Source organism: Limnoraphis robusta BA-68 BA1 (assembly GCF_034932365.1).
GTDB lineage: Bacteria > Cyanobacteriota > Cyanobacteriia > Cyanobacteriales > Microcoleaceae > Capilliphycus > Capilliphycus robustus.
Window position 1 is genome coordinate 96,423 of the sequence record NZ_JAYGHR010000063.1, and the last position, 20,590, is coordinate 117,012.

The 20,590-nt window shown below is 35.8% G+C and carries 4 protein-coding genes; all 4 read right to left on the bottom strand.

Translation table 11 applies throughout. The features are described 5' to 3' along the window. Positions 1-13: 13 nt before the first annotated feature. From VB836_RS15645 to VB836_RS15660, 4 genes are read right to left on the bottom strand one after another with little or no spacing between them, the layout of a single operon-like run. Positions 14-4,591, bottom strand: a complete 4,578-nt coding sequence (locus VB836_RS15645) for a type I polyketide synthase (protein ID WP_323220489.1) — start codon at positions 4,589-4,591, stop codon at positions 14-16. Between the two features lie 47 nt (positions 4,592-4,638). Then, entirely contained in the window at positions 4,639-7,902 is a 3,264-nt protein-coding gene (locus tag VB836_RS15650) for a non-ribosomal peptide synthetase (RefSeq protein ID WP_323220491.1), read from the bottom strand. Positions 7,903-7,954: 52 nt separating this feature from the next. Continuing rightward, a complete protein-coding gene (locus VB836_RS15655) occupies positions 7,955-15,748 on the bottom strand; it encodes a non-ribosomal peptide synthetase (RefSeq protein ID WP_323220493.1) in 7,794 nt (2,597 codons plus the stop codon). A 47-nt stretch (positions 15,749-15,795) separates the two neighbouring features. Then, positions 15,796-20,583, bottom strand: a complete 4,788-nt coding sequence (locus tag VB836_RS15660) for a non-ribosomal peptide synthetase (RefSeq protein WP_323220495.1) — start codon at positions 20,581-20,583, stop codon at positions 15,796-15,798. Positions 20,584-20,590 lie beyond the last annotated feature (7 nt).

The window sequence follows — 20,590 nt, forward strand, 5'->3', positions numbered from 1 at the left end:
GGGAATTCAAAAATTACTCGTCTATATCTAGGCGCTGTTGAACTTCATCAGGAGAGAGGCGTTTGACCTCTGCCAGTAATTCAGCCATCTCTTGCCACTCATCAGGTTGAGGTTTATTTTGGGCGATAACTGCCGCCATCCCAGCTACCGTCGGCGTTTCAAACAATAGACTCCGCAACGGTAACTCAACCTGAAATGTCTCTCGCAGACGGGAAATCGCCTGAATCGCCAGCAGAGAGTGTCCGCCAAGATCAAAGAAGTTGTCATTGACTCCAAGCTTCTCGATCCCTAGAAGTTCTTGCAAAATTATAGCAATAGTTTGTTCAATTTTATCACGAGGTGCAACATATTCTTGCGATAAGTTGGGGCGAGAATGTCCTGAAGTCGAGGATTGAGGCTGAGTTGGGTCAGAATTGTCAATTTTCTCTGACAACGGTTTGACCTTCACCCACTGATTAATACGAGTATCTAAATCTCCCTTAGAAACAATCACTTGAGTTGGTGAATGTAAGGATAAAATTTGCTGACAAACTTTCCAAACTTCATCAGGTTTTATGGTGAACTCGGCTAAATTTGCAGCGAGTCCTGTAACAGTTTGTTGTGGAGTTTGAGAGGTAATTGCATCCCAATTTATAGAATACCATAAAGTCGGAATTTTATTCACTAAATTTTGATTATTTTTATAATTAGCGAAGGCATCAATCACTTGATTCGCAGCCGAATAAGCTGCTAAACCGATTCCCCCAACAATGGAAGAAAGGGAAGATTGAAGGATATAAAAATCTGGTTTTTTGTTTTGTAATACTTTTTCTAAAACATACAATTTTTGTACTTTTTCTTTAAAGCTAAAATTACATTTTTCTGCTTTTATTTGTTGGAGTAAATCTATAGAGTTTTCATTACTCATCGGCGTAGAGTAGATGACACCATGTAGTTGACCAAACTGTTCATCTATTTTGTCTACAATGGCTTTCATTTCACTTTCATTAGTAAGATCTATTTGAAAAGTTAAACAATCTGAACTTAACCGTTTTATTTCTGAACAATCTGGGAGTTTTTCCGAACTGACTAAAATGAGTTTCGCGGCGACAGTTTCCGCAAAATATTTGGCTAGAATCAAACCAATTCCTGAATCAAAATCCCCCACAATTAAGTAAACTCCGCTTTGTCGTAGTTGTATTTTTTTCTCTTGTATTGCATCGATTTTAATCGGCTTAAATATTCGCTTCCAGCGATAAGAATCTCGGTAAGCAATCGTTAATTCTGTGGGTTCATCTAAGAATTCTGAAAGTAAGCGATCACTCAGTTTTTTCTGTTCCTTTTTTGAAGCTGGAACCCTGACATCAAGATGACGACAAGAGAGTTGAGGATGTTCTTGTGCGATTCCTAAACATAACCCTAAAATTGTTGCTTTTTCTGGATAAACTTCTTCTGAACCCATCACATTAAAGATAGGATTTGTCACAGCAAAAATTTGGGTAGAATATCCCTTGTTATTAGCAAGAGATTGGGTTAAAAACAGTAAACTGTAAAATCCATAATGTTGAGCATCTTCAAACCTTAAATGAGAGGTTTGTTTTGAATCTTCTATCCCCCAAAGATGCACGATATAATCTGGATGAAACTCTCGTAAGTTTAAATCTTCAATCAAAGCTTGATAGTCCTGTTTTTGCTGAGGATTGATCTCAAACATTCGATAACCCACTTCGTCAAAGGTTTCTCCGATACTGACAGTAATAACATCCTGACCTGCATTCATTAATGTTTGAGCAATTTCTGTCCCCACTCCCAAAGAATCTAGAAAAATTAACCAACTTTTCTTAAGTTGACTTAAACAATTCAAGTCCATCGGCTCCGGTAATAGCATTCGCTCCCAAGTTGGAACATAAAACCAGTCTGCTAAATCTCGTTTTTTATTGGGCTGTTTTAGAGGCTCGGATGAAGGTTCAACCCAGTATTTTTTGCGCTCAAAAGGATAAGTCGGTAAAGGCAAGCGCAAGCGATTTTCTGATGTATAAAATTTAGACAAATTGATATTAATTCCTGCTAACCAAAGCTTACCTAAAGTTGTGAGTAAAAAAGCAATATCAGATTGATTGTGTTGAGGATGACGAATAGAAGATAGTACAATCTGTTCCTTAAAATCGGATTGCTGTTTCGTCAGAGAACTTAAAGTTCGTCCCGGCCCTACTTCTAAAAAAATTCGACTTTTATCTTGAATTAACTCTGCAATTCCTGATGAAAATAAAACCGTTTGGCGCAAATGTTTAGCCCAATATTTCGGATCGGTTGCCTGTTCAGCAGTTATCCAAGTTCCGGTGAGATTTGAAATGAAAGGAATTTGAGGATTATTTAACGAAACTTTTTCGACAATTTCAAGGAATTCAGTTTGTGCAGAGTCCATCATTGGAGAGTGAAAAGCATGGGAAGTGTGCAGTTTTTTATATGGAATTCCCTGTTTTTCTAGCTGTTCTTGTAAGCGTTCAATGGCTGCTCTTGAACCCGATAATACAGATAATTTAGGTGCATTATTTGCCGCAATTGCAATTTCTGAACTTAGCAAAGGTTGCACATCTTCTATCGATAACGCAACAGAAATCATTGCACCGTAAGGCTGTTGCTGCATCAATTTTCCTCTATTTACAATCAGAAAAAGTGCATTTTCTAAGGAAAAAATACCCGCCAAACAAGCGGCTACATATTCTCCAACGCTATGACCGATCATTGCTTCGGGATGAATTCCCCAATCTATTAACAGTTTAGCTAAAGCATATTCAACGACGAAAAGAGCAGGTTGAGTGTAGAGCGTTTCGTTAATTTTATCATCACTTCGAGAGTTTTTAGGATAGAGAATATCCCGTAAATCAAGATTGAGATATGCTTTCAGCGTTTCACAACAATAATCAACAATTTCTCGAAATTTTTTCTCGGTTTTATAGAGTTCCAAACCCATATTTATATACTGGGTTCCTTGCCCTGGAAACATGAAGATTACAGAATGATGACTCGGTTCTTGAAACTGCGTAAAAACTTGATCTGGTTCTAAAGATTCTAGGGTTTTTATGCTTTCTTCAAGGGTTTGACAAACCATCATGCGACGATAATTAAATGCACGACGCCCGACTTTTAATGTATAAGCTATATCAGCTAGGTTTAAATCTGGATGTTGCTTTAAATAAGTGACTAGATTGTTCGTAGCTGTTTCTAAAGCTGTATTTGTTTTTGCTGAAATTAATAGTAATTGCCAGGGACGAGAAGGACTTGACGGTTGAACTGTTGGGGCTTCTTCTAAGATAACATGAGCATTTGTTCCTCCAATTCCAAAAGAACTTACACCTGCTCGTCGAGGATAATTGTTCGTTTTCCAGTTTGATAAACTCGTGTTTACATAAAAGGGACTGTCCTCAAAATTAATTTGTTTATTCGGTTTTTCAAAGTGAACTAAAGGGGGAATTTGTTGATGTTTTAGAGCTAGAATTGTTTTGATTAAACCTGCAACTCCTGCCGCAGCATCTAAGTGTCCAACATTGGGTTTTACAGAGGCAATCGCACAAAAATTTTTCTTCTCAGTACCCGCACGAAAAGCTTGAGTTAATGCAGAAATTTCTATAGGATCACCCAAAGCGGTTCCTGTTCCATGCGCTTCCATATAGCTAATCGTTTCTGGCTCGACTTCTGCCATGATTTGAGCCGCTTGAATAACTTGTGCTTGAGTATCAATTCTAGGAGCAGTATAACTGACTTTAAATGCACCATCATTATTAATTGCCGATCCTTTAATAATTGCCTGAATTGAATCGCCTGAAGTGATGGCATCTTCTAATCGTTTTAATACAACAATTCCGACACCATTTCCCCCGATGGTTCCTTGAGCTTGATCATCAAATGTTCGGCAATGTCCGTCAGGTGAATAAATGCCTTCTTCTTGATATAAATAACCGACTTGTTTAGAAATAGCAACGCCACCCGCTAAGGCGATATCACAATCTCCACTTAATAAACTTTGACAAGCTAAATGAACAGCAACCAATGAAGTTGAACAGGCTGTTTGAATATCAACACTTGGCCCCGATAGATTTAATTTATAAGAAACTCTTGTTGTTAGAAAATCTTTATCACTCGCTAAAAAAAGCTGGTAGTTGCTGACTGAATTTATGATTTTTGGGTTCGTATAAAGATTGAATAGATAACCATTCATTCCCGCTCCCCCGTAAACACCAATTGTTCCCGAGTGTTTTTCTGAGTCATAACCCGCATTTTCTAGAGCTTCCCAAGCACATTCTAAGAACAAACGATGTTGAGGATCGAGCAGTTCTGCTTCTTTAGGATTAAACCCGAAAAACTCGGCATCAAATAAGTCTATTCCCTCTAATTTTCCACCTGCTTTGACATATTGGGGATGATGAATTAGGTCTTCATCTATTCCAAGTTCTAGAAGTTCTTTGTCTTGATAGAAATGAATAGACTCAACACCATTTTTCAAGTTGTCCCAAAATTGTTCTAAATTCTGAGCTTCTGGAAAGCGACCAGCCATTCCAATGATTGCAATTTCTAAACCGTTATATTCAGTAGCCATTTTTAAGTTTTCCATTTTTGCTCAAGATTAATTTTTAAAACACAAGACAGTAAAATTAAATTTTAATTATTTTGACGTTTATCATTATCTCGAAAAGCTTTTCGTTGACGGAGTTGAGATAACCTTTTCTTACCAACTGTAAGCTGTTCTGTTCTATCCTCTAGCTGATGACTTGATAAAGATTCTAATCGGGAGTGATTAAAATAATCAGCCAAAGCATGAATGGTTGGATATCTAAACATTTCTACTAATGGAATATCAGATGAAAATGCGGCTCTTAATTGGCTATGAACCCTCACCATTAAAAGCGAATGTCCTCCTAAATCAAAAAAGTTATCGTGAATGCCAATATTTTCTAGTTTGAGAGCTTTTTGCCAAATTTGAGCAATTGTTTTTTCGATTTCAGTCTTTGGCATTACATAAGTTGCTTCTAACTGTGGACGAATTTGTTCGGGTATTGGAAGCGCTCGTCTATCAATTTTACCATTAGGAGTCAATGGCAAAGCATCTAACATGAAAAAAGCTGAAGGTATCATGTAACCGGGTAACTTTTCAGCTAAGAATTCTCGCAGCATTGTAACATTTAATTCTAATTTATTAGCCAATACGATATAAGCGATGAGACGCTTTTCTTCTGCTTGTGAATTGACTGCAACCACCGCCTGTTGAACTTGTGGATGTTGTTTTAATACGGCTTCGATTTCTCCTAATTCTATTCTAAACCCTCGCAGTTTAACTTGAGAGTCTAAGCGCCCTAAATACTCAACATTTCCATCGTTCAGATATCGCGCTAAATCTCCTGTTTTATACAGGCGTTCAGAAGTATTTTTAAAAGGATTAGGTAAAAAACGTTCTGCGGTTAAATCGGCTCGATTAAAGTAGCCTCTAGCGACTCCAACTCCTCCGATATATAACTCTCCGGGTACTCCTATCGGAACGGTTTGTAGATTGTTATCCAGAATATAAAACTCAGTATTAGCAAGAGGACGACCAATAAAAACGGTTGAATTTTTATCTGAATTTTCTTGATTTTTAACTTGATAAATTGATGACCAAATTGTAGTTTCAGTTGGCCCGTAAAGGTTAAAGAGTTGTTGAGAATTTTGGGTGAGTTGTTGGGCTAATTTCGGGTCTAATGCTTCTCCTCCACTAAGAATTTTTAGGTTGTGTTTTCCTGTCCATCCACCTAGTATTAACATTTGCCAGGTGGCAGGAGTTCCTTGCATAATTGTGATGTTTAATTGGTTGATTTGCTGTTGGAGTTGTTGACTGTATGTCGTGGTTTTTTGATTGGCAATAATGACACGCGCTCCCACAATTAACGGTAAGTAAAGTTCTAAGGCAGCGATATCAAAAGAGAGGCTGGTTACGGATAATAAAACATCTGATGGTGAGCCGTTCAGAGTTTGATTAATTCCTAAGAGAAAGTTACTCAAGGCTCGGTGTGAAATCTGTACGCCTTTAGGTTGACCTGTAGAACCAGAAGTGTAGATAATGTAGGCAAGATTTTCAAGTGCAATATTATTATAAAGGTTATCAGCTTTTTGTTTAGTAATGATAGACCACTGTTCGTCTATATTGAGAATATTTTCAACGGATAATCGGAGAGAGTTCAGGGAAGTTTGAGTAAGAATCAATGAGATTTGAGCGTTTTCTATAATAAAATTAAGACGGTCTTTTGGATAAGCCGGGTCAAGGGGAATATATGTCGCTCCGACTTTGAGAACAGCTAATAAAGCGATAACCATTTCACAGGAACGCTCTAAACAAATACCGACGGTTTGTTCAGGTTTAACGCCTTGTTTTTGTAGGTAGTGAGCGAGTTGATTGGCTATTATATTAAGTTGTTGATAGCTTAGTTGTTGATGTGAGTCAACAATAGCAATAGCATCCGGTGTTTGTTGGGCTTGGGTTTCAAAAAGTTGATGGATACAGGCGAGTTTTTCAAATGTTGTTTGAGTCTTATTCCAATCTACTAGCAGTTTGTGTTGCTCAGATTGAGATAAAAGTGAAAGTTGATAAAGCTTTTGTTGCGGATTTGTAATTATGCTTAAGAGTAAGGTTTTTAAATGCTCTAAAATCTGAGTAATTGTTACTGAGTTAAAGTGTTCAGAATCATAGACAAGTTTTAGTGAAAGCTGAGAATCACTGACTGCGTAAAGTGTTAGAGGATAGTTGGTTTGTTCTTGAGTCGAAACATTTTTAATCTTGAGATTTTTTAGGGTTTTTTTTAGAGTCGCATCAACGGGATAGTTTTCAAAAATAACAAGACTCTCAAATAAGGGTAAATTTCTGGGAATCTCACTCAAACGATGGATGTCTACTAAAGGGATATATTGATATTGCTGCGCTTCTATTTGTTGAGATTGAAGTTGTTTAATCCATTGCAATAAAGTTTCTTTTCCATCTATATAAATTCGCACCGGAAGGGTATTAATAAACAGTCCGACTATCTGTTCAGCGTTCATTAAGTTGGTAGGACGACCCGAATAAGTTGCTCCAAATATGACATCATTTTCTCCGCTATAAAAACTTATAATTAATGCCCAGGCTGCTTGTATTAAACTGTTAATAGTAACTTGATGTTGTTTGGCGAAAAATTTCAGTTTTGCTGTGACTTCTTCCGAAAGCTGTAGCTGCTGTTCTTGATAGTTTTGATTTTGACTATTAAAGCGGTCAGTTTGACGACTAATTGTTGTTGGTGTCGTTAAACCTTGAAGTATTTTACTCCAAAATGTCTGAGCATTCGATAGGTCTTGCTGTTTTAACCAAGCAATATAATCTCGATAGGGACGAGGCTTTTCTAGAGGTAAGTTTTGACCTTGAATAATAGTCTCATAAAGGGCGATAAATTCTTTAACAATTAAAGGAACAGACCAACCATCTAATAAGAGGTGATGATACGTCCAAATAAATTGATAAATATTATCTCTAATTTGAATTAAATTAAAAGACATTAAAGGGGCTTTTGCCAGGTTAAAGCCTTGTTTTCGTTGAGTTTTTAGTAAAACATTAAGTTGGGTTTGTTGTTGATCTGGTGTGAGGTGTCGCCAATCCTGATAAACAGTTACAGCTTTGACTTCTCGCCCTACAACTTGCAGCGGTTTCTCTAAATTTTCCCAAACAAAAGCTGTTCTTAAAATTGAATTTCTATTAATAACTTGCTGCCAAGCTTGTTCAAAGGCAATACGATTTAAACTGCCTTGGATTTCATAACAAGACTGTACAATGTAGGCTCCTGATTCGGGAGCTAACAAACTATGAAACAGCATTCCTTGCTGCATTGGAGAAAGTGGGTAGATATCTTCTATATGTTTTTGATTCATTTTCGTTTAGCTGTAAGTTGGTTTGTTCAGATTTTCTGGAAATACTTAAGGTTTAAAATTCTATTTGGTTTAGAACTTGATTAAGTTGATTTTGATCGAGTTCAGCCAATGAAAAATCAGAGGGTGTATAACCTCCCGCTTCGGGGGAACAGCAGTGATTAATAAGCTGATTTAAAGCTTCTCTAAAGTCCATTGCTAATTTTTCTATCGTGGTACGATGATGAAAGTTTTTGCTGTATGTCCAGTTAAATTTTAGTTTTCCTTGAATAATTAATCCATTTATTTCTAACAAATAAGCTCTAGTTTGTTTGGAACTACGAGCTTGACCGCTTGATTCCGAGGCTACACCTATCATAGAAGATGATAACATTTGATCAAATTGTCCGAGATAGTTAAAACAGATTTCAGCTTTAGAATTGGGAATTTTTGATTCTGAAGCAGCCAGATAGCGTAAAATTCCATAGCCCATTCCCGAGTTAGGAACTTGACGAAGTTGTTCTTTAATTGTTTTTATTGATCCTCCTAAATCTATTGTATTTAATTCTAATAGCATCGGGAAAATAGATGTAAACCATCCAACTGTTCGAGAAAGGTTGAGATCATTTAGGATGGATTCTCTACCATGATTTTCTAAATCAACTAAAAGGTAATTTTGTCCTGTCCAGTTTGATATTGTTTGTGTCAATGCCGTTAGCAAAATATCATTAATCTGAGTATTATAAGCCGAGGTAACATCTTTAAGCAAGGCTTTTGTTTTTTCCAAGCTGAGAGAGATTGTAACTGTTTCTGATGCTTGAACTGTGTTTTTTCCCCGACAGTAATCTATAGGTAATGAATCAGTCTCTTGAGTTAGAATGGTTAACCAATAATTTCGCTCTTGTTGAATTAACTCTGAGTTTGCATATTCTTGTAAAGCATCTGAACATTGTTTTAGGGATGTAGTTTTTAAAGACAGATCAAGCTTTTGATTGCTTTTTAGTTGTTCATAAATGGTTTTAAAATCTTCTAATAAAATTCGCCAGGATAAACCATCGACAGCTAAATGATGAATAACAAACAGCAGGCGATAACCCCGATGAAATCCTAAATTTAACAGCGCAACTCTAACCAAGTTTCCTGTTAACAAGTTCAGACTTTTATGAATTTCATTGACGGTGAATTCAAGAGCTTGGTTTTGTTGAGGTTCTGGAAGATTAGATAAATCAAAGTAGGTTAACGGTATCTCGGAGTTGGGGTAAGTTATTGTTTGTTTCCAGCCTAATTCTGTTTGCTCAAACTGAAGACGTAGTGCATCATGGTGAATTAATAACTGCTGAATAGTCTGTTCTAGAATAGCAATATCAATACTTTGTTGAACTTCAAGCAAAGTCGCCTGATTAAAGTGATAAATATCTTGCTTATGATTTTCAAAAAACCAATGTTGAATTGGAGTTAGAGGAACTGAACCTGTTATCAATCCTTGTTCGCTATTGATAGTTTTATCTACAGTAGCAATTGCAGCTAATTCAGCTATGGTTTGAGCTTGAAATATCTGCTTAGGTGTAAGCTGAATTCCTACTTTACTGGCTTTACTAATAATCTGAATTGCCAAAATAGAATCTCCTCCGATCTCAAAGAAATTATCGTGAATTCCTACCCGCTCAATTTGAAGAATTTCTGACCAAATTTCAGCCAGCTTCATTTCAATTTCAGTTTCAGGATTGACAAATTCTGATTGAGGTTCCAATTGAATAAGTTCTCGTTGGGATAAAGCTCGATAGTCTACTTTTCCATTAGCAGTTAGGGGAAGTGATTCTATGGGTATAAAAAGAGCAGGAATCATATAGTCAGGTAACTTTTCGGTGAGAAAAGAGCGAAGTTGAGAAAGGATGTTTAAAGATTGATTTTGAATAGCTTCTGAGTTTTGATAAAGAACTACATAAGCGATAAGACGTTTTTTTCCTGGTTGATTATCCGTAATTACAGCTACATCTTGAACCGATGAATGTTGGGTTAATACGGCTTCTATTTCTCCTATTTCTATCCGAAAACCTCTAACTTTAACTTGATTATCCAAACGACCTAAATATTCAAGCGTTCCATTCTTTTTATATCGCACTAAATCCCCAGTTTTGTACAAACGATGGGATGTGCTTTGAGGATTAAAAGGATTAGGAATAAATTTTTCCGCCGTTAAATCGGGTCGATTTAGATAACCTCTAGCTAGACCCTCACCGCTAATATAGAGTTCACCAGGAACTCCTGTAGGTACTGGATGAAGATAGCGATCTAGTACATAAATTTGAGTATTAGAAATCGGATAACCAATGGGTACAGACTGACTAATTTGATCAATATTTGTCATGGAGTAACAGCAGGAAAATGTTGTGCTTTCTGTGGGGCCATAGCCATTAATAAGTTTACATTCTGGGAATGTTTGTAATAGTTTATTAACATGAACTAGCGATAAAATATCACCCCCCGCTAAGAGTTGACGAACATTTTTAAAACTTTTAAGCTGTTCATCAACCATGAGATTAAATAACCCTGCTGTTAGCCAAAGTGTTGTTATATTATATCGTTTAATAATTTCTCCGAGTTCATTTAAAGAAGGCTGATGATTTGGTAATATAACGATGCGTCCACCATTGAGTAAAGCTCCCCAAATTTCAAAAGTGGAAGCATCAAAAGGAAGAGGTGCAGCTTGAAGAAAAATTTCTTCAGTATTAAAGTTTACATAATTATTTTCTTTAACAAGTCTAACCACACCTCGATGAGGAATACACACACCTTTTGGTTTCCCTGTGGAACCGGAAGTATACATAACATAAGCTATGTTTTCTGCTGTTACTTGATGAATGGGATTGTTTGAGCTTTCTTGGCTCAGAATTTGCCAATCTGTCTCTAGATTTAAAATAGGAATATTTAAAGCTTCAAAATAATTGCTGTTTAGGTCAGTAATTATTGCTGAAACTTGAGTATCTTCTAAGATAAATTCTAGGCGCTCTTGAGGATAGTTTTTTTCTAAAAAAACATAGGCTGATCCGGCTTTTAAAATCCCTAAAATACTCACAAACGTCTCAAGTGAGCGTTCCATGCAAATTCCGATTAATGTATCGGGTTTAGTGCCTATTTTTCGCAGATAGTGTGCGATTTGATTGGCTTTAATATTAAGCTCTCGATAAGTGAGTTGTTGATCGGCGTAGGTAAGAGCGATCGCATCAGGATATTGTTCTACCTGTTGTTCAAACAGTTGATGAATACAAGCTTCTCGCGGATAATTCGTTTTAGTTTGATTCCATTCAACTAAAATTTGTTGTTCTTCATCTTTATTTAATAACGTTAATTCAGATATTTTATGTTCAGGATTGACGATAATAGCTTTTAATAAGTTTTTAAAATGCTCGGCGAGTATACAGATAGTATTGGATTCAAATAAATTGGTATTGTATTCAAAAATTCCGAGGATATGCTCATCTGTTTCTGTTAATGACAAAGTTAAATCAAACTTGGCTGTTTGGCGAGTAATCTCAATAGGACTCCAACTTAAATCTGAAAATTTTACTTCTTTCAAAGGAGCATTTTGCAGCACAAACATGATTTGAAATAAAGGTGTGTAACTTAAAGATCGAGAAATTTTTAATTCTTCTAGTAGCTGTTCAAAAGGTAAATCTTGGTGTACATAGGCTTCTAAGGAGACTTGACGAACTCGTTGCAATAATTCCTCAAAGGTTGGGTTTCCTGATAAATCGACTCGCAGAGCTAATGTATTTACAAAAAAGCCAATTAATTTTTCAATTTCGGCTCTGTTACGATTGGCAATTGGAGAGCCAATAATAATATCTTCATTGCCTGTATAGCGATGAATTAATGTATAAAATGCAGTAAGTAACGTTATAAACAGGGTACTTCCTGACTGCTGACTGAGTATTTTTAAACCTTCTAATAATTGCTGGGATATATTAAAAGTATAACTGCCACCTTGAACAGTTTGAATGGCTGGACGAATGCGATCAGTAGGTAGCTGTGAAAGTGTAGGTGCATTCTGCAATTTTTGTCGCCAATAAGAAAGCTGATTTTCTAAAAATTCACCCTTTAACCATTGTCGCTGCCAACTGGCAAAGTCAACATATTGAATGGGTAATTCTTCTAAAGGAGAAGGTTCTTGATTTAGAAAAGCTTGATACAGTGTTGAGAGTTCATGTAATAATACACCCATTGACCAACCATCAGAAATAATATGATGGAAAGCCAGGAGTAATATATGTTCTTGCTCCTTCAGGGGCAGCAACTTAAGACGAAATAAAGGACGAGAACCAAGATCAAAGTGTTGTTGAGTTTCTGCAAATAAAAATTGTTCTATTGTTGCTTGTTTCTTAGTAGGAGACAACTGACTTAAATCAATAATCGGTAACTCTAATTCACAAGTTTCTGAAATAGAAAGTTTGGGTTTTCCATCTATAGTGTGAAAAGCAGTTCTTAAGACTTCATGGCGATGAATCACTTCCGAAAAAGTTTGCTTGAGAATTGTAATGTTTAAAGTTCCCTGTAAACGAATAGCTACAGGAATATTGTAAAAAGGATTGTTCGGTTCAAACTGTGATAAAAACCATTGTCGTTGTTGGGCGAAAGACAGAGGTAAATCAGTAGAACGAGATATTGCCTGAATGGTTGAAATGGGCAGTTTTAAATGATTCTGCGTTAAAATCTCTACTTGTTGAGCAAGTTCAGCAATTGTAGGAAAATCGAATAAATAACGCAAAGGAAACTCGATTTTAAAGATTTGTCTAATCTGCGAAACTACACGAGTTGCTAATAGCGAATGTCCGCCTAATTCAAAAAAGTTTTCATTAATTCCAATTCCCTGTAGGTTTAAAATATTTTCCCAAATTCCGACTAAAATTTCTTCAACTGGTGTTTGAGGTTGAATTCTGTTATTTGTGGTAGGAAGTTGATACTCAATCGCTGCTAAAGCACGACGATCTATTTTTCCATTGGGAGTTAAAGGAAAGGCTTCTAACTCTACAAATGCGGAAGGTATCATGTATTTCGGTAATTTTTCCTCAAGAAAAAGACGCAATGCTTGATTATGAATATCTCCTTTTTCTGGTGCCTGTTGAGTTATATTTTCACGAATAAAGTAAACAACTAAACGCTGTTCGCCAGCTTCATCAGAGTTGACGATAGCTACCGCTTTTTTTATTTTTGGATACTCATTTAATGCCGCTTCAATTTCACCCAGTTCAATCCGAAAACCTCGAATTTTAACTTGCTCATCTGACCGTCCTAAGTATTCAAGATTTCCATCGGGTAAATATCGCACTAAATCCCCTGTTTTATAGAGGCGTTCTTGAGTTTTATTTCTACTCAAAGGATTTGGAATGAATTTTTCTGATGTTAATTTAGGACGGTTAAAGTAACCCCGAGCCACACCTAAACCTGAAATATAAAGTTCACCTTGAACACCAATTGGAACAGGTTGTAGGTGAGAATCTAGGACATAAAATTGAGTATTAGCCAGGGGACGACCAATTGAAACATAAGTATATTTTTCGGGAGAAATACAACTTAAATCTAATTGATAAATAGCTGACCAAATAGTTGTTTCTGTCGGGCCATAAAGATTCCAAACTTGTTCAGAATTTTGTAAAAGTTGTTGGGTAAGATGATGATCGAGTGCTTCACCTCCGCAAAGAATTTTGAGATTTTTGCTTCCCGTCCATCCAGCAGCTATTAACATTCGCCAAGTTGCAGGTGTGGCTTGCATTAGTGTCGGATTGAAGATGCTTAATTTTTCACGCAATGCAACACCATCTGTAGCAATTTCACGACTGATAATTATTAAACGAGCGCCTAAAATTATAGGTAAATATAATTCTAATGCTGCAATATCAAACGAGAGTGTTGTTACTGAAAATACAATATCTTCTGGCAATAAACCAGGTTTTTGACGCATTGCTATTAAGAAGTTTGTTAAGCTATTATGGCAAATTTCTACACCTTTAGGCTGACCTGTAGAACCCGAAGTATAAATCACATAGGCTAAATTTTGAGGTGAAATTTGAAAGTCAATATTTTCGTAACTCTGTTGTGCGATCGCTTCCCATTGCTCATCTAAATAAATAACTTTATCTGTTTTACCGTTGTGATTTAAAAGCTTATATTCAGTTAATAACAGTGAAATTTTAGCATCTTCTATTATGAAAAATAGACGTTCTTTAGGATAAGCAGGATCAAGAGGAACATAGGCAGCACCGACTTTCATAACGGCTAAAAGTGCGATGAGCATCTCACAAGAACGCTCTAAACAAATCCCAATTAATTGTTCAGATTTTACACCCTGTTTATGTAAGTAATGTGCAAGCTGATTTGCTTTGTAATTGAGGGTTTGATAGGTTAATTGTTGATGTTCGTCAGCAACCGCAACAGCATCGGGCCTTTGTTTAACTTGTGCTTCAAATAATTGATGAATAGCGGCTTGATGAGAAATTTCTGTTTCTGTTTTATTCCATTCAATCAGAAGTTTATGCTGTTCAGTCGGTGATAATAAGGATAACTCAAACAATCGCGCTTGAGGATTACTAATAAATTCTAACAGTAATGTTTTAAAGTTGATCAAAATCTGCTTAACTTTTTCAGGAATAAAACGACTTTTGTTGTAATCTATCCTTAATAAAAGTTCAGAATTGGGTAAAATAAACAACGCTAGAGGATAATTTGTCTTTTCAAAACCCCAAGCTTGAGTGATGTTTAAGCTGCTGTTTGATTGATTTAATACTGTATCGAGAGAAATGGGATAATTTTCAAAGACTAGCAAGCTTTCAAATAGCGATGTTCCTGTAGGAACTTCACTACATTTTTGAATATCTATTAAAGAACTATAAGCATATTGCTCTCGTTCTATTTGTTGAGTTTGTAGAGTTTGCAACCAGGAAATTAACTGCATTTGGGGAGAAACTTTTACCCGTACAGGCAGAGTATTAATAAATAGCCCAACAATAGATTCTACTCCCGGTAAAGTGGGAGGACGACCTGATACTGTTGCACCAAATACAACATCATATTCGCCACTGTAACGACTAAGAAGTAACGCCCAAGCCCCTTGAATGACAGTATTTAAAGTCAAGTGATGTTGCTGACAAAATGACTGAATGTTAACTGTTTCTATGCTGGAAAATTGGATATATTCTTTACCGTAAACATCTTCGTTCTTTTTAGAATATTCTATTGTTAGTTGTGTTGGACTTGTAAAATCCTTAAGATTTTTATGCCAAAATTTTTCTGCTTTAGAGATATCTTGCTGTTGCAGCCAACTAATATATTCTCGATAAGGACGCGAGGGTTTAAGCGATAAGCTTTGACCTTGCTTAAACGCTTCATAGAATGCTAAAACTTCTTTGATGATCAGACCATTACACCAACCATCCATCAGTAGATGATGGTGACTCCAAACAAATTGATAAGTGCTTTCTTGTACTTTGAATAAGGCACAACGCATTAAGGGAGCTTGATCTAGTTTAAAACCTTTTTCTCGCTCTGAAGTTAAAAAAGATTGTAATTTATTCTCTTGTTCGTTTGGCGTTAAATTTTGCCAGTCTTCTTCAATAAAAGGGAAGTTAACTTGTGAATAAACGACTTGCAATGGCTTCTCTAATTCTTCCCAATAAAAGGCTGTACGCAACACGGGATGTCGAGTTATAACCTGTTGCCAAGCTTGCTTAAATGCTTGCGTATTTAGTTCTCCAGAAATTAAACAACTCCGTTGCTCAAAATATACACCCGAACTAGGATTATACAGGGTGTGAAAGAGCATTCCCTGCTGCATGGGAGAAAGTTCGTATATATCAACGAGATCTTGTTTAGACATTGAAATTAATTCAGAATAAACTACAGGTTAATTGGGTTTAATGTTAGTTAATTTGTTTTTTTGAGTTTTGTTATAAATTTATCAAGTTGTTTTTGATTGATACGGGCGGAGGAAAAGTCTGATGGTGTATAAGCCTCGGCTTCTGGAGTGGAAGCATAAGTAATTAAAGCTTTTATTGCAGTAATAAAATGATTAGCCCAATATTCAATAGTTTCTCGTTTATGAATATTTTGACTATATATCCAATTCAATTGCAGTTTATTTTGACTCACAAACCCATTGATTTCTAACAGATAACGCCGAATTTGATCTGGAGAACGGTTGAACTGACTTGACTCTGATATATTTAATGTAAAAAATTCGGATTGTACCGGATTAATTTGACCGAGATAGTTAAAAATAACAGAAGCTTGAGGAGCCGCTTTTAATTTAGAACGCACACTTTTATTTTGGCTGAGATATCGGAGAATTCCATAATTCATACCATGATTAGGAATACGATTAAGTTGTTCTTTTATACACTTAAGAGCCTCTCCGGTATTGTGAATTGTTCCTAACTCTAGCACGACTGGAAAAATGGCACTAAACCAACCGACTGTGCGTGATATATTGATGTTTTCAAATAATTGTTCTTCTCTTCCGTGTCCTTCTAAGTCAATTAAAAGCGAGCGTAAACCTGTCCACTGAGCAAAGCTTTGAACGATGGCTGTTAACAAGATATCATTAATTTTTGTCTTGAATCTTTTAGGGATTTCTTCTAAAACTAGCTGAGTTTCATTGATATCTAAACTTAAGCAGATTTTAGCTGTTGAACCGACTGTATTGGCTGAATTTTCTACAGGAAAATCAACAGGTATTGAATTAATTGATTTCTGGGACTGAGCTAACCAGTAGTTTAATTCAGAGGTCACTTTTTCAGATTCACTATAAGAAATAAAGCCAGTTGACCAATCTTGATAAGAGCTTGTTTTAGCGGGGAGTTTTATTTTTTCTTGGTGGCTCAGTTGTTTGTAAGCTAGTGCAAAATCTTCAAGAATAATTCGCCAAGATACTCCATCAACAGCAAGGTGATGAATTATGAAGAGCAAACGATAAAGTTGATTATTTCCAAGTTTAAACAAAGCAGCTTGAACAAGTTTAGAGGAAATATTTAAGCTTTTTTGTAAACACTCTAAAGCTGTTTCATAGGCTTCTATTTTTTGATTTTCTGTTAATCCTGATAAATCAATGTAGCTGGCGTGAATAGTTTCTTCAGGATATGAATAAAACTGTTTGTAGCCTGTATTCTCCTGTTTAAATCTCAATCGTAAACTATCATGCTGTCTGAGCAGTTGCTGAATAGATTCTTCAATATATTGAAAGTTAATATCCGGTGAAACTTCCAAAACAACAGACTGGTTATAGTGATGCGGATGTAAAAGTTTTTGTTCAAAAAACCAATGCTGAATGGGTGTCAAAGGAACGAAACCTGCTGCTAAACCCTGTTCAGTTTTTAGCGGTTGATTTGAGGTTGCAATAGCCGCTAATTCAGCAATTGTTTGATACTGAAATATCTGTCTAGGTGTTAGTTTTAAGCCGACTTGAGTTGCTTTAGATATAATTGAAATGCTTTGGATAGAATCCCCTCCCAATTCAAAGAAGTTATCATAAATTCCAATATTTTCTTTTCCTAAAACCTCTCTCCAAATTTCCGTTAATATTTTCTCGTTAGAGGTACTCGGAGCCACAGAAGAAGATGTTTTTATCACTTCCTCTACTTTAGGTAAGGCTTTAAGGTCTACTTTACCATTTGGAGTTAGTGGAAAGGCAGATAGGACAATAAAAGCATTTGGAATCATATAATGGGGAAGTTTAGTTTTGAGAAAATGATGCAGTTTATTTTGTATCTCTAAGCCAGAATCTTGAATTTCAGAGTGAAGTATGATGTGAGCAACTAAGCGCTGATGATTTGAATTTTCTTGAACTGTAACTCTTGCTTCTTGAACTTCTGGATGTTGAGTTAATACTGCTTCTATCTCGCCCAATTCGATGCGAAAACCTCTAATTTTTACTTGATGATCTAGGCGTCCTAAATATTCTATATTACCATCGGTGAGATATCGTGCTAAATCTCCAGTTTTATAGAGACGGTCTTGAGTTTTATTTGTATTAAAAGGATTAGGAATAAATTTTTCTGCTGTTAAGTGTGGTCGATTTAAGTAACCTCTAGCTACACCTAAACCTCCTATATAGAGTTCACCGGGGACACCAATTGGAACAGGTTGTAAATATCGATCTAAGATATAAATTTGAGTGTTTGCAATCGGACGACCAATGGATACTGAACCTGAAAGAGAAGCTTGAGTTTGCACCTGATAAACACAACATCCAACGACTGTTTCTGTCGGCCCGTATTCATTAATTAATCTGGTTTTTGGACTGTATTCACGCCAGAAAGAAAGGCTCTCAGCGATCAAAGCATCTCCGCCAATAATCAATGAATTTATTGGACTTACTTTTGATTGCTTAGACAGAAGTTTGCTTAGTATTCCTAAATGAGCAGGAGTGATTTTAACTAAGCTGAATTTAGTTTCTGAACTCAAAGCTTCGCTTAAACCTTCTATTTCTTGATTTTCGGGCAATAGAAAAACTGTTTTGCCCACTAATAAAGGACAGAATAAACTTGTAATTGTTGCATCAAATCCAATTGAAGAATGTAGCGGCGATCCCTCTCCTTTCTCTAAATCATATTCTTGTATTGCCCAGTTTAAATAATTAATTAACCCTTGATGAGTTAACATTGTTCCTTTGGGTTTTCCGGTTGAACCCGAGGTGTAAATAACATAGGCTAAATTTTCTAAAGTTGCTGATTTTTTAGGATTATCATCAACTTCGCCAGCAATCATATCCCAGTTTTTTTTGAGATTTAAAATTGGAGTTGAGGGGATATGCTGTGCTATCTGTGAATTGAAGCTTTCAGTTGTTAATACCATAGCAACTTGTGCATCAGAGAGCATAAAGCCTAACCGCTCTGAAGGATAGTTAAGATCGAGTGGAACATAGGCACCACCCGCTTTGAGAACTGCCAAAATCGCAACCACTAACTCGGGTGAACGTGGGATACATATTCCGACTAAAACTTCGGGCTTAACTCCTTTTTTTTGAAGATAATGTGCAAGTTTATTCACTTTTATATTAACTTCTTTATAAGTTAAAGTTGTTTCAGTTTTAAAATTTTTGTCAAAATAAAAACGAATAGCAACCGCATCAGGCTGTTGTTGAACTTTGTTTTCAAATAAATGATGAACACAGTTATTAATATAATTAGCTTTAGTTTTATTCCACTCTGTTAACAATTGATGTTGTTCAGTAACAGTTAGAATTGATAGGTTAGAAAGTTTTACCTGTGGGTTAGCAATAATTTCTGATAAGATCATCTGAAAATGCCCAAGCATTCGTGCAATCGTGTCTTGTTTAAATAAGTCTGTACTATATTCTATAACGACTAAAATTTCTGATTCTCGCTCAATTAAATGCCAAGTGAGATCAAACTTAGTTGATTCCGGGTCGATCCAAAATTGACTGATTTGTAAGTTGGGTAATTGTAATTCAGGACTAGATGAATTTTGAAACTGATAAGCCTCATTTTGAAACTGAAACATAACCTGAAACAAAGGATTATGACTGAGATGACGTTCCGGTTGAAGTTCTTCTACTAACTTTGAAAAAGGTAAATCTTGATGTTTATATGCTCCAGAAGTTACCTGTCTAACTCGCTTTAAAACATCTTCAAAAGAGGGATTTCCTGATAAGTCAGTTCGTAAAACTAGAGTATTAACAAAAAAACCAATTAGGCTTTCTGTTTCCTGCCAATTTCGATTGGCAATAGGAGAACCAATGACAATATCATCTTGGTTACTATATCGATGTAATAATATTTTAAAAGCTGCAAGTAAGGTCATAAATAGAGTAACCCCTTGCTGACGACTCAGTGTTTGTAAAGCTGTGGTTAGTTCTTTAGAAAGTGTTAAAGACTGAGTTTTTCCTCGAAAACTCTGAGTTACAGGTCGAGGATAATCTGTGGGCAAATTTAGGGTTGTTAAATTTTTAAGTTTCTGTTTCCAGTAACTTAACTGTGTTTTTAATTCTTCTCCTGTTAGCCATTGCTGTTGCCAAATTGCAAAGTCTACATATTGAATTTTTAGTTCGGGTAATGGTGAGGTTTTTTGTTCAGAGAAGGCTTTGTAAATTGCAGAAAATTCCTTCAGTAAAACTCCTCTTGACCATCCATCTGCAATAATATGATGTAAGGTCAAAAGCAAGATAAATTGAGTTTCACTGAGTTTTAATAACGTTACTCTGATTAATTGATCTTTATTGAGATTAAAATAGTTCTTTGCTTCTTGTTTTGCAAGCCGTTTTGCTTCACTATCACTGTGGTTTTTCGATAATATTTGCAAGTCAATTATAGGAATATTTAGAGTAAAATGAGATGAAATACTTTGCTGAGGTTGATTATTCTGGATACTGTTAAAAGTAGTTCTTAAGCTTTCATGGCGGCGAACAATTTCATTCAAAGTTTGTACAAGAATAGCAATATTGATATGCCCGTTGAGATGCCACGCAATTGGAATATTGTAAGCAGAAGTTTCAGACTCTAACTGATGGATAAACCACAGCCGTTGTTGAGAAAATGACAAGGGTAAATTATCATATATTTTTCGCTTTGGAATGGTCAGGAAACTCAATTGCTGTTTTTTATTTTTCAGTTGTTGCTCAAGGAGTTGTCGTTTTTCTGGTGAAAGAGCAGCAATTCTTCTTTTTAACTCATCTAGCTTTTGATCTGTATTAGTCATTTTTTGT